The organism is Nocardia sp. NPDC004722 (genome assembly GCF_053601505.1).
On the sequence record NZ_JBSGBY010000180.1, the window covers coordinates 1 to 13,508 of the forward strand.

Here is a 13,508-nt window from a genome sequence, read left to right on the forward strand (position 1 = left end):
CCGCGCAGCGGGACCAGTGCGGCCCGCTCGGCCGCGTCGAGCAGGTCGATGTCGGACAGTCGCACGCCGGGGTCGGCGGTGATCGCGGTGAGGATCCGCTGCCAGCGGGTCACCAGTCGCGCCGCGGTGGCCTCGTCGAACAGATCGGTCGCGAAGGTGAGCGTCCCGTCCAGTCCCGCCGCGTCCGTACCCGGCAGTGGCGCACGCAGATCGAAGGTGAGATCGAATTGCGAGGCATCCCGCTCGATCGGCTCGACCTCCACCCGCAGCTCCGGGAACTCCACGCTCGGCGGCGCGAAGTTCTGCAGCGACAGCGACACCTGGAACAGCGGATGCTGCGCAGTCGACCGCGGCGGATCCAGCACCTGCACCAGCCGCTCGAACGGCACCTCGGCGTGCGCGAACGCATCCAGATCCGTCGCCCGCACCTGCCCCAGGAATTCCCCGAACCCCTTGGCCGGATCCACCGGCGTCCGCAACGCGAGCGTATTGACGAACATCCCCACCAGCTCGTCCAGCGCCGCCTCCCCGCGCCCGGCCACCGCGGTCCCGATCAGCACATCGTGCGTCCCCGCCAACCGCGACAGCAACACCGCCAGTGCCGCATGCAACACCATGAACAGACTGGTGTCGGTAGCCGCCGCCAATTCGGCGAGTGCCGAATGCAATTCCCCGTCGATCCGGAACGCCAGATCCGCACTCCGCATGCTCTGCACGGCGGGTCGCGGCCGATCGGTCGGCAACTCCAACACATCCGGCGTCGCCGCGAGCTGTTCGGCCCAGTACCGAATCTGCCGTGCCGCCCGCGATTCCGAGTCCTTCTCATCCCCCAGCAACTCCCGCTGCCAGAGGGAGTAATCGGCATATTGCACCCGCAGGGCGGGCCGCTCTGGCGCTGCCGCCGGGTCCGCGACCGCCTCCGCGTCGTTTCCCGACTTGCGCGCGCCGATATCGCCCGCGGCGGTGCTGCGGGCCAGATACGCCGCGACCAGATCGGTAGCCAGCGGTGCCATGGACGCCCCGTCAGCGCTGATGTGGTGCACCACCAGCACAACGACGTGGGTTGTCGAGGCAGCAGTGGCCCCAGCCGCCGTCATGGCGGGAGGGATCACGCGGAGCAGGCCGACGCGCATCGGCGATTCGCGCGTCAGGTCGAAGCCGGTGCCGGTCAGTTCGGCTATCCGTTTGCGCAGCGGCGCACCGTCTTCGGTGTCGCCTGTCTCGAATTCTGGGGTGGCGGCGTCGGCGTTGAGTACCACCTGGCGGGGGCCGTCCGCGTCGGCGGGGTAGATGGTTCGCAGGGTCTCGTGCCTCCGCACCACGTCGGCGACGGCGGCATGCAGGGCCTCGACATCCAGGTCGCCGGTCAATCGCAGGGCGGCGGTGATGTTGTAGGCGGCGGAGTCGGGGTCCAGGCGGTTGAGGACCCACATGCGTTGTTGGGCGGGCGAGAGCGGGATGCGGTCGGGGCGGATGCGGGCGGACAGGGTGGGGAGGCCGGGGATTTCGGTGCCGGGGACGACGCGGGCGGAGAGTTGGGCGACGGTGGGGGCGTCGAAGAGGTCGCGGAGGGCGACGGTCGCGCCGAGGGCGGCGTTGACGCGGGCCACGACGCGGGTGGCGGTCAGGGAGTTGCCGCCGAGTTCGAAGAAGGAGCGGTCGATGCTGACGCGGTCGGTTTCGAGGACGTCGGCGAAGACCTTGGCGACGGCGGTCTCGACGGGGGTGCGGGGGGCCAGGTAGCGCTGGTCGAGGGTGGCGAAATCCGGTGCGGGCAAGGCGTTGCGGTCGAGTTTGCCGACCGGGGTGAGCGGCACGTCGTCGAGTTGGATGAGGTAGCTGGGCACCATGTAGCCGGGCAGGGCGGCGGCGATGCGGGTGCGCAGCAGTTCGGTGTCCAGGGTGCGGCCGGGCGCGGCCACGACGTAAGACACCAGCACCGTCTGTCCGGCAGGGCCGGGGCAGCCGAGCGTGGCGGCGTAGTCGACCTCGTCGTCGGCGGCGAGCACGGCGTCGATCTCGCCGAGTTCGATGCGCAGACCGCGGATCTTGACCTGGAAGTCGCTGCGCCCCAGGTATTCCAGCTCCAGCTGCGCCCCGTCGGGCGTCTTGACCTCCACCCAGCGCACCATGTCGCCGGTGCGGTACATGCGCGCGCCCGCCTGGGTATACGGGTTGGCGACGAAACGCGCAGCGGTGAGCCCGAATCGGTTGAAGTAGCCGCGCGCCAACGCGGGCCCGGCCAGATACAGCTCCCCGGTCACGCCGAGCGGCACCGGCCGCAACCAGGTGTCGAGCACGAGCGCGGCCGCGCCGCGAATGGGCGCGCCGATGGTGATCGGTTCCCCGGGCCGCAGTTCCCCCGGCCCGGTCGCCCACACGCTGAATTCGGTGGGCCCGTACAGGTTCACCATGCGCCGCCCGGCCGACCAGGCGGCCACCAGTTCCGCCCCGGCGGCTTCCCCGGCCACCGACAGGCACGAGAGTTCGCTCAGCCCTTCGGGATTCATGGTGGCCAGCACCGACGGCGTGATGACCGCGTGGGTGACGTTCTCGGTGCGCAGCAGTTCCTCGAGCGCGCTGCCGCCGTACACCTCGGGCGGGGAGATGACCAGCCGCCCGCCCGCGCCGTGCGCCATGAGCAGTTCGTGCACCGAGGCGTCGAAGCTGGGAGAGGCCACTTGCAGGGCGCTGGTGGTCTCGTCGAGATCGAGCAGACTCTGCTGGGAGGCCACGAGATTCGCCAGTCCGCGATGGCTCAGCAGCACGGCCTTGGGCTTGCCGGTGGACCCGGAGGTGTAGATGAGATACGCGGTCTGGGCCAGGTTGATGGGCCCGCCGCGTTCGGCGTCGGTGATGTGCGCGTCCGACAGCGTCATGACGCGGCGGATGGTGTTGAGGTCGTCGAGCAGCAGCCAGTCGATGCTGCCGGGTAGGCTGTCGCCCACCTCGCTGACGGTCACCCCGATGGGTGCGCGCGAGTCGGTGAGAATGTGCTCGATGCGCTCGACCGGATAGTTGGGGTCCAGCGGCAGGAACGCCGCCCCGGTCTTGGCCAGCGCCCACACCGCGACCACCGATTCCACCGACCGGGTCAGCGCCAGCACCACGAAGGTCTCGCGACCGACGCCGCGCCGCAACAGCACCCGCGCGAACCGGTTGGACCAGCTGTCGAGATCCCGGTAGGTCATGCTGAGCGCCCCGGAGCTGACCGCGATGCCCTCCGGATTGGCGCGCGCCCCGGCGGCGAGGATGTCGGGCAGCGTACGCAGCGGGGTGGGTTCGCCGCCGCGCACGGGCAGCAGTTGCGCGCGTTCGAGCGGATCGCAGTGCTGCAGTTGCGCGGTGCGCCACCCGGGATGCTCGGCGATCTGGTCGAGCAGCAGCACGAACCGGTCCAGCAGCCGTCGCGCCGCCGCCTCGGGCAGTTCGTCGGCCATGAATTTGACGGTGAGGCACAGGCTTTCGCCGCCGTCGGCGGCGCGTTGCGGGATCACCATGAGGTTGAGCGGGTACGGGGTGGCGTCGGTGCCGGACACGTCGAGGATCCGCATGCCCGCGATATCCAGTGCGCGCGAGAGGGTTTCGCGGTCGATGGGGTAGGACTCGAACACGGTGAGGGTGTCGAAGAGTTCGGGCAGCCCGACCGCCCGGTGGATGGCGGCCAGCCCCACCTGTTGATGGTCGAGCAGCCGCGCCTGTTCGCCCTGCACCCGCGCCAGCAGCTCGCTCACGCGTTCGCCGGGATCCAGCCGCACCCGCACCGGCAGCGTGTTGATGAACAGCCCGACCATCTCTTCGACCCCGGCCAGCTGTGGCGGCCGCCCGGAGACCGTGCCGCCGAACACCACGTCGGTGCGTCCGGTGAGCATGGCCAGCAGCAGCGCCCATCCGGCCTGCACCGCCGTGTTCACGGTGGCCCCGGCCGCCCGCACGGTCGCGGTCAGCCGCGCCAGCCGGACGCTGTCGAAATCGACCGACACCATGCCGGATTCGGTGGAGGTGATGCCGGCGAGCGTGGGCACCGCGCGGGTGGGGGAGTCGACCCCGGCCAGCGCCTCGGTCCACACCGCGAGCGCCGCCTGCTCGTCCTGTTCGCCCAGCCAGGTCAGGAATTCGCGATACGAGTGCGCGGGCGTGCGGGGAATCTCGTGCCCGGTGACCGCGGCGAGATACCCGGCCAGCAGCTCGCGCACCACCAGCGGCGTCGACCAGCCGTCCAGCGCCAGATGGTGATTGGTCATCAGCAGCGTGTACGCCTCGGTGCCGGTGCGCACCAGGCTGAAGCGCAGCAGCGGCGGCCGGGCCAGGTCGAAGCGGGTGCCCGCGTCCACCGCGAGCAGCCGGTTGAGCTCCCGCTGCCGTTCGGCGGGTTCGAGGATGGTGGTGAGATCGATTTCCTGCCAGGGGATCTCGGCCTCGCCGAGGACGAGCTGACGGGGCCCGTCGGTGGTCTCGACATACGCCACCCGCAAGACCTCGTGCCGTTCCAGCAGCGCCGCGGCGGCCGCCCGCAACCGGTTGGCGTCGACCCGCCCGGCCAGTGACAGCCGCGTCTGCACGGTGTAGCCGTCGGCGGTATCGGTGTCGTAGCGGGCGTGGAAGAGCAGCCCGTACTGCAACGGCGAGAGCGGCCACACGTCGGTGAGGCTCGGATATTCGCGTTCCCAGCTCTGGATCTGCCGCTGCGACACCGGAACCAGTGGGAAGTCGGACGGGGTGTGCCCGCCCGCCCCGGCGTGCCGGGCGTGGCTGACCAGCGCGGTGACCGCGCGCCCCCACAGCTGCGCCAGCTCGCGCACCTGCTTGGAGCTCAGCACCCGCGACGCGTAGGCCCAGGTCACCTCCAGCCCGGCGGCGGTGTGGAAGGCGTTGATGTCGACGACGGCCTCCAACGGCGCCGCGTCGTCCTGGGTGGCGGCGAATCGCACCGGCACCCACGGGGTTTCGGCTCCTCCGGGATGCTCGACCCCCGCGCCGGTCCGCCCGAGATAGTTGAAGCTGAGCTGCGGCAGCGGCGCGCCCGCGAACTCGGCGGCGGTGCCGGGATCGAGGTGACGCAGCATGCCGAAGCCCACCCCCTTGTCGGGGATGGCCCGCAGCTGTTCCTTCACCGCCTTGAGCGCCGCGCCCGCGGCCGGTCCGCCGTGGAAGGCGTCCTCCAGATCGATTTCGCCGAGGTCGAGCGCGACCGGGAACAGGCTGGTGAACCAGCCGATGGTGCGCGAGATGTCGGCCCCGGGCAGGATCGACTCCTCCCGCCCGTGCCCCTCCACCGTGAGCAGGGTGCGCCGGGTGCCGCGCAGCCGCCCGACGGCCAGGGCCAGCGCGGTGAGCAGGGCGTCGTCGATCCCGCAGTGGAAGCGGGCCGGAATATAGTCCTGCGCGGCCGCGATGGTGTCGGCGTCGACGAGGGTGCGCAACTGCCCCTGGGTGAGCACCGTGTCGAGCGCCGGATCCAGCGCCCGGGTACCCAGCCGGGTGTCCGCGGTGGTGAGAACCTTTCGCCAGTAAGGGATTTCGGTGATCCGCGCGGGTGTCTGCTCGACCTGCCCGTGCGCCCAGCGCCGGAAGGAGGTGCCGACCGGGGCGAGGGCGCCGCCCGCCCACGCGGTGGCCAGGTCCGGCAGCAGGATGCGCCAGGACACGCCGTCGGTGACCAGATGGTGCAGCACCACCCACAGCAGCGGCAGCGCGTCCGCGCGATCGATGAGCACGAAGCGGGCCACGATCCCGGCCGAGGGATCGAGAAGATCCGCCGCACGCTGCAATTCGTCCTCGCCGTCGCTGTCGGCGGCGGCGGTGACGGTCTCGATGAGCGCACCGGCCTCGACCGTGCCGGGCGAGCCGACCTGCCACTGCCACGGCTGGGTGCCGTCGGCCGAGCGGGTGAGGGTGCTGCGCAGCAGATCGTGGCGATCCAGCAGCGCCTGCACGGCGGGCGTGAGCCGGGCCGCGTCGATCTCGCGCGGCAGCGGGATCAGCACGGCCTGAGCGAATCGGGGCCAGGTGTCACCCTGTTCGAGCATGGTATGCACGATCGGGGTGAGCGCCACCGGGCCGACCGCGCCGCCGGGCAGTTCCTCGATCGCCGGACCGGTCACCTCGGTGGCGACGGCGGCCAGGGCGGCAACTGTCTTGTGCTCGAACACATCCCGGGCGCGCAGCCCGAGCCCGGCCGCCTTGGCCCGGGCCACCAGCTGGATGGCGACGATGCTGTCCCCGCCGAGGGCGAAGAAATTGTCGTCCGCCGCCACGGATTCCACGCCGAGCACGGCCGCGAACACCTCGGCGAGCGCGTGTTCCCGCTCGGTCGCGGGCGCGCGCCCCGCCCGGGCGCGGCTGCTGAAGTCGGGCCGGGGCAGCGCGCGACGGTCCACCTTGCCCGCGGGCGTCAGCGGCAGGGTGTCCAGCACCATCACCACCGACGGCACCATGTGCGCCGGAAGCTGCTGCGCCACGGTGGCTTTCACGTCCTCGGGGTCGATCGGCGTGGTCGCCAGCACGTACGCCACCAGCGCGGTCGCCCCGCCCGGGGTGGTCGCGCCCACCGTGATCGCCATCTCGACGCCCGGATGCCGCGCCACCGCGGCGTCCACCTCACCGAGTTCGATGCGGAACCCGCGCACCTTCACCTGGGTGTCGCCGCGCCCGAGGTATTCCAGTTCCCAGCGACCGTTGCGCCGCCGCCAGCGCACCAGATCGCCGGTGCGGTACATGCGGATTCCCGTGCCGAACGGGTCGGCCACGAAGCGTCCCGCGGTCAGCCCGAGGCGCTGGTGGTAGCCGCGCGCCACCCCGTTGCCGCTCAGATACAGCTCGCCGACGACGCCCGGCGGCACCGGCCGCAGCCACGGATCCAGCACGATCGCCGACACGCCCCGGGCGGGCGCGCCGATGGTGATCGGATCGCCCGGACCCAATGGGGCGCTGAGGGTGGCGGTGACGGTGGTCTCGGTCGGGCCGTAGCCGTTGAGGACGCCGCGCCCGGCCCATCTGACCGGCAGCTCCGGCGGGCAGGAGTCGCCGCCGACCACCACCGTGCGCAGTCGCGGCAGCGTCTCCGGCTCCAGCGAACCCGCCACGGCCGGAGTCACATTCAGATGGGTCACCTCCAGCGTGCGCAGCACCCGCGCCAGTTCGTCACCGGCGTACGCGGTCGGCGGCACCACCGCCACCGTCGCACCCACGGCGAAGGCGACGAGGAGTTCCTCGATGGAGATGTCGAAGCTCGGCGAGACCGCGTGCGCCACCACCGCGTCCGCGGCGACCCCGAACGCCGCCCCGGACCCGGTGGCCAGATCGTCGAGACCGCGATGGGTGACCGCGACGCCCTTGGGCAGACCGGTCGAACCGGACGTGTAGATCAGGTAGGCGACCTGGTCCAGGCGCACGGGCGCCTGCCGCTCGCCGTCGCCGATCGGGCCGGAATCCATTGCGGCCAGCCGGTTCTCGGTCTCGGGAACGTCGAGCACCAGCCAGTCGACCCGGTCCGGCAGCGCGGCGCGCGAACCCGCCACGGTCACGCCCGCCACCACGCCGCTGTCGGCGATCATGTGCTCGATGCGGTCGGTCGGATAGGTCGGGTCGACGGGCACGAACGCCGCCCCGGTGTAGGCCACCGCGCACATGGCCAGCACCGACTCCGCCGAGCGCGGGATCGAGATCGCCACGGCGCGTTCGGGTCCCGCGCCCGCGGCGATCAGCACCCGGGCCAGCCGGTGCGCCTGCTCGGTGAGTTCGCGATAGGTGTAGGCGGTGCCGTCCGCCCGCAGGGCGATGGCCGCGGGCGCGCGTTCGGCTCCGGCGGCGAGGATCTCCGGCAGCGTGCGCGCCCGGGTGCCGGCGCGGCCCCGCGCGGGCGCGAGTTCGGCGTGCTCCCCGTCGAGCAGGGCGTTGATCGCGGTCAGTCGATGCTCGACGCCCCCGGCCAGGAACCGGTGCAGGAAGGCCAGGAAGCGGGCGTGCAGGGCGGCGAGTTCGGTGTCGCCGTAGCGATTCGGATTGGCCTGGAAGTCGATGTGGGTGCGTTCCCCGCCCACCCCGGGATAGACATTGACGAACAGATCGTCGATGAGTCCCGAGGTCAGCACGTGCAGTTGCCCGGTGACGCCGCCGAGCCGGATGCGGGTGTCGGCGAGCATGAGGTTGACCGTCGGACCGAACCCGGCGACCTCGTCCATCGCCCAGCCCAGGTCGCGGATGATGTCCTCCTGCCGGTACCGCTGTCGGCGCAGCGCCGCGGTGAGCTCGCCCTGGGTGGCGCGGATCAGATCGCCGACGGTGGCGGTCGGCGACGGACGCAGGCGCAGCGGAACGACATTGGCGACCATGCCGCCGGAGCGGCGCAACGTGGCGGTGGTGCGGCCGGACACCGGCAGGCTCAACACGATCTCGCCCGCGCCGGTCATGGCCGCCACGAACGCGGCGAACGCGGCCACCACCACCGGGGCCGGACTGGTGGACAGCGTGGCGGTCAGCGAATCCAGCAGTGCCGCCGTGGATTCCGGCAGCGCGCCGCTGAGCAGCCGGGGGTGCGCGTCGACCGCGCCGGTACGTCTGCCCAGTGTGACCGGTTCGGGCATGTCGGTCAGATGGGTGCGCCAGTAGTCGCGGTCCGCGGCCAGCTTGTCCGAATCCCGGTACGCGGCATCGGCTTCCACGATGCGCCGCAACGGCTCGGCCTTGCCCTCGGGTACGTCGCCGCCGGTGACGGTGGCGTTGTAGATCTCGGAGGTGCGCTGCAACATGGTGAGCGCACCGACGCCGTCGAGCAGGATGTGGTGGAAGCGCGAATACCAGTAGTAGTGGCCGGGGGCCAGCCGCAGCATGGCGACCTTGCACAGGCGGTCTCGGGTGAGATCCAGGGGCGCGGTGTATTCGGCGCGCATCCAGGCCCGGGCGGCGGCGGCCGGATCGGGCGCGCCGCTGAGGTCGACGGTCTCGATGGCGTCGTCGAGGCTGGTGTCCACGAGTTGCCATGGCAGCTCGTCGATTTCGATGAGTCGCAGATAGCCGGTGCCGAACTCGCGTCCGGCGCGCCGCGCGGCGTCGGCGAGCGCGTGCACGTCGACATCGCCGTCGAACTCGACGTATTGGGCGATCGAGAAGGGGGTGTCACCGGCCAGCTGCTGGGCGAACCAGATGCCGCGCTGCGCTGCGGACAGGGTGAAGGCCGACGAGGACTCGGTGGCGGGGGATCCGGACACGGCGAAGCTGGAAGCCATAAGTTATGACAATCTGCGGTCTATGACGGTTCTGTGACCGGCCGGAGCGCTGCCGCGGCTCAGGAAGCCTTGCGCGCCAACAGCAGCTCCGCCTCGGTGATCGGTGCGTCGGAGCCGGTGAGGTAGCCCACCAGCGTGGAGCGATCGTCGAGCACCAGCCAGCGGGCCGGATCGGTGATCAGGTCGCGTCCTGCCTTCGTCGTGATCCCGAAATCCGCTCGGGCGAGCGTGGTTTCGGTGGTCAGCGGCAGCGCGGTGGCACCCGTCTTGGCGATGGCCAGCCGGGCTACCTCGCTCTCGGTCCGCGGGACCTCGACGATCGCGATGCGGACGCCCGGGCGGGCTCCGCGGGCCAGCAGCATGCGCGCCACTCGATTGCTCCAGCGATCCAGTTCCGTCTGACGCGGCTCGGGATCGGCGGCGGTCACCACGGCGGTGGCGGGCGATTCGACCGGCTTGCACATCGAACATCATCCTCTCGGAGGGGGCGCTTGCGGTGGCGTTCGGTATGTATCCACTCTCGCCGCCGCGTGCCGCGGTCGATAGCGACCACAGTGCTGCCGAATTCCGCTCCGAGGGTGCGGGCGCACCCACCCTGGGGTGGGTGGAAGATCAGGTCCGGTGCCCGATCATGATTTCTCTCCGCTCGATTTGTCCAGCTCGGCCATGGTCTCCTGGATCATGGTGATGGAGTCGCGGGGGCTCAGCGCCATGGCGCGCAGCTGATCGAACATGACGCCGTAGCGGCGGACCTCCGGGTGGCCCTCGATCAACTCGTCACTGGCGATGCCCTCCACGTACACCAGTTCCGGATCCGCGGGATCCGGGAAGTCGAGCAGCGTGAACGAGCCCAGCATGCCCGGGTGCGCGCCGGCGTCGAAGGGCAGGATCTGCAGGATCACATTGCGCTTCTCGGTGTGCCACAGCAGCTGACTGAACTGCTGGCTCATCACCTCCGGGCCGCCCACCACGCGGCGCACCACGGCCTCGTCGAGCACCATCCACAGCTCCAGCGGATCGTCCTTGGTGAGCACCTTGGAGCGCTCCTGCCGGGCCCGAATGCGTTGCTCGATAACCTGATCCGAGACCTTGGGCATGGTGGTCTGGTAGACCGCGAGCGCGTACGCCTCGGTCTGTAACAGCCCGGGGACGTAGGTGGACTGGAAGAATCGCGCCGAGAGTGCCTCCGCCTCGAAGTTGATGTACGCGCCGTAGACCTCCGACACGGCGTCCTCGAAGGAGCGCGCCATGCCGGGGCGGAGCGCATCCACCAGCAACTGCAAGGCATCTGAACGTTGCGGCTCGCCGATGCCGTAGAGATCCAGCATGGCCGTCAGGGTGCGGCGCTGTGGCCTGGCCTGAGCGGTCTCGATGCGGTACAGCGTGGTGACGTTGATGCCGGTCTTGGCGCTGACCACCTCTTTGCTGAGCTGCGCGTGCTCGCGCATCTCGTGCAGCATCGCGGCGAGCCGCCGCAAACGGACGGTAAGCACGGTTCGCTTGCCTGCCATGACAACCCTTTCGCCTGTCGCACAAGCAAGAACGCAGTATTGCGTTCTTGCATTTGTAAGAGCATGATCCAGCTAGCCTATTCGTGTACGGCCGATCCGATGACCGGTATAGCTGAATCCGGAGACCAATCATGTTGGTGCGATTAGTGATGCTGTCGGGTGTGTATGGGGAGTCGCGATGACCATGTCCATAGCCGGAGTTCTACCGACCGCTCCGCAATTGCTCTGTGCCTTCCAGGGGAGGCGATTTCAAGATCGAGTTTTGTTGCGATCGGCGCATGCTCTCGCCGAACTGCACGAACGTCGTGGCCAACTGCGGGATCCCGTGATGGTGGGTGAGATCGACTGTCGCCGCGAAGAACTCGTTGACGATATCAACGATTGGGTGGAACAGGAACTGCCCCAACACCGCAACGGCGCCACGCTGCACACCGAGAGCCTGGGCGCGGTCGTGGACCGCATGGCCCGGAGCTGGGTGGAAGCCAATCAGGTGATCGATCACGAGGGCGCGGCCAGTGATAACACCCATAAACACTGGTACCATCTCGCTGAACTGGTTGACGGCTACACTGATCTCGTAATCGACGTGGCCGGTGGCCGCCGCCGTTTACCAGAACAATGATTCCAAATGCATTGACACAATTAATGTATTGCTACCGAATCGTTGATCGTCAGCGGTGACGTCAGCCGAGTAACGCTATCGGACCAATAGCTCTGCTCGAACCGCACGACGTCGCCCGCCCAAGACGGCGGGCGCAACGGGGCGCCCCGCCCGGCGTGCCGCGTGGTCGACTGGCGCGGCACGCCCGCCCTGAGCTTTTTGTCACGGAGCGCCCGAAGCTCATTCGCACTGTGTCTTTTTCACAATTGCGCGAGCGCATTTCGGGGTTCGTCTATTCGGCACATCGCGTGAGGGACGGAGTTCGATCATGAACACGGGCGAGGCCTCGGCCACCGAGCTCTACCGCCGGGCGCGCGACGGCGACTTCCGCCTGGAGGTCGACACCGCGCGCAAGTGCGCCGCGAACTTCCTGCGATTCGCCGACGCCCTGGATCCGCAGATCGCCGGCAGCCACGACACCCACGCCCTCACCGGCTTCGGCGACTTCGATTCCGCGCACCAACTCCGCCGCGGTTTCGAACACAAGGGCCACCAGCTCACCGAAGCCCTGACCGCCCTGCGGGATTCGGCCGTCGAGATGGCCGCCGCGTACCTGCTGGCGGCCGGCCTCATCCAGGCCACCGACGATGCCCACGCCCGCCCGCTATTGGCCGCCACCGCGGGTGTGGAAACCACCGGCGGCCGCTGAGACTTCGGGGACCTGATCCCTCACCCGGAGAACAGTTGGGCCGGCACCCGAACCCTCGGGTACCGGCCCAACGCTATTGCGTACCAGCTGGTCTCGGGCATCGTCCGAAAAGCGCTCAGCCATTGCCCGAGAAGGGCTCAGCCGTTGCCCGAAAAGGCCACGCCCGCACCGACTCCCATGATCATCACCCCGCCGGTGGCCCCCACCGCCTCCACCCGCCGCGGCGACCGCGCGAACCAGGCCCGCGCCGAGGCCGCCCCCACCGCCCACACCACATCCGAAAGCACCTGCAACACCGGGAAAATCGCCCCCAAGACCAGGAACTGCACCGGCAGCCACCCCGCCGACGGCACCGCGAACTGCGGCAACACCGCCGCGAAGAACACCACCGTCTTCGGATTCGTCACCCCCACCAGAAACCCCTGCCGCACCACCCGCCGCCCCGCGTCCGCGGGCACCGGCCTCCGCAGCGCCTCCGACAACTTCCGCCGCTCCCGAATCGCCATAGCCCCCAAGAAGATCAAATAACAGGCCCCCGCGACCTTCACCGCCAAAAACAACGCCGCCCAAGCCATCAACAACGCCCCCAACCCCGCCGCGGCCCCCACCAAACACACCGTCGTCCCCAACCCGGTCCCCACCACCGACATCACCGCCGCCCGCCGCCCCAACACCAACGCCCGCCCCACCGCGAACATCACAATGGGCCCCGGAATCACAATCAACACCCCCGCCGCCACCCCAAACGCCACCACATGCGAGAAGGGCACCATGAGCGGTTACTTCCAGTAGTTGTCGGGGCCGACGTTGTTGATGATGGTGTGGGCGGGGGCGTCGAGGTTGGGTTCGAGGGAGGAGTCTTGGGCCAGGTTGACGTAGAGGGCGTAGGACTCGTAGAGGTAGCGGTATTGCTGGCGGCCCCAGCTGGCGTAGGTGGCGGCGAACATGGTGTCGAGGTTGGCCTTGCAGACGGAGCTGCCGACTCCCTCGGTGGGGCACCAGATGTCCCAGGTTTGGTTGGCGCCCTTGAGGCCGGTGTAGACGGAGCTGGCGTCGGTGTCCGACGCGAAGGTGAAGACCTCGACGGACAGCAGGATGGTCTGGTCGGGGTTGAAGTAGACGCCGGTCATCATCTGCTGGCACTTGTTGTTCTGCAGTGCGGTTTTCACGTTCTGCGACATATTGCTGGCGATGCAGTCCTTCGCGCCGGAGGAGGTGCGGCTGAACACCACGCCCTTGCTGTCGGTGAAGGTGGACGGCAGCAGCGCGTCGGCGGTGAAGGGCGTCTTGTCGGTGGCCTGCTGGTTGAGGGTGCTCTTGTCGAAGGCCGCGGTCGTGGTGGTCGGCGGCGCGGTGGTCGTGGTGAGCGGTGTGGTGACCGTGGTCGTCGTGGCGGCATCGTGTTTCGAGCTACCGCTGCTGAGCACCACCGCGCCCACCGAGATGGCGATGACCAGCAC

General features: G+C 69.7%; 7 protein-coding genes. 2 read left to right on the forward strand and 5 right to left on the reverse strand.

All coding sequences use genetic code 11. From position 1 onward, the window contains the following. The 3 genes from ACWELQ_RS19155 to ACWELQ_RS19165 all read right to left on the reverse strand — a co-directional run. The coding region (locus tag ACWELQ_RS19155) for an amino acid adenylation domain-containing protein (RefSeq protein WP_452398391.1) at positions 1 to 9,227 on the reverse strand (9,227 nt) is incomplete at its 3' end. A gap of 59 nt (positions 9,228 to 9,286) precedes the next feature. Next, positions 9,287 to 9,691 carry an AMP-binding protein gene (locus ACWELQ_RS19160; RefSeq protein WP_452398392.1) on the reverse strand — a complete coding sequence of 135 codons (405 nt, stop codon included), beginning with the start codon at positions 9,689 to 9,691 and terminating at the stop codon, positions 9,287 to 9,289. Between the two features lie 165 nt (positions 9,692 to 9,856). Then, a complete protein-coding gene (locus ACWELQ_RS19165) occupies positions 9,857 to 10,738 on the reverse strand; it encodes a helix-turn-helix domain-containing protein (protein WP_452398393.1) in 882 nt (293 codons plus the stop codon). A gap of 262 nt (positions 10,739 to 11,000) precedes the next feature. On the opposite strand from ACWELQ_RS19165, the gene ACWELQ_RS19170 reads away from it, so the two are divergent. Both ACWELQ_RS19170 and ACWELQ_RS19175 read left to right on the forward strand, forming a co-directional pair. Beyond that, on the forward strand, positions 11,001 to 11,360 hold the full coding sequence (locus ACWELQ_RS19170; RefSeq protein ID WP_452398397.1) for a DUF4254 domain-containing protein: 360 nt from the start codon (positions 11,001 to 11,003) through the stop codon (positions 11,358 to 11,360). 307 nt (positions 11,361 to 11,667) lie between these two features. Further along, positions 11,668 to 12,048, forward strand: coding sequence for a hypothetical protein (locus tag ACWELQ_RS19175; protein WP_452398394.1), 381 nt, complete (start codon positions 11,668 to 11,670; stop codon positions 12,046 to 12,048). 137 nt (positions 12,049 to 12,185) lie between these two features. On the opposite strand, the gene ACWELQ_RS19180 is transcribed toward ACWELQ_RS19175, so the two are convergent. Together ACWELQ_RS19180 and ACWELQ_RS19185 are read right to left on the reverse strand one after the other, a co-directional pair. Next, positions 12,186 to 12,821 (reverse strand): LysE family translocator, encoded by a 636-nt coding sequence (locus ACWELQ_RS19180; protein WP_452398395.1) that lies wholly within the window; start codon positions 12,819 to 12,821, stop codon positions 12,186 to 12,188. Positions 12,822 to 12,827: 6 nt separating this feature from the next. Beyond that, positions 12,828 to 13,508 (reverse strand): hypothetical protein (locus ACWELQ_RS19185; protein WP_452398396.1); only part of this gene is annotated, 681 nt, incomplete at its 5' end.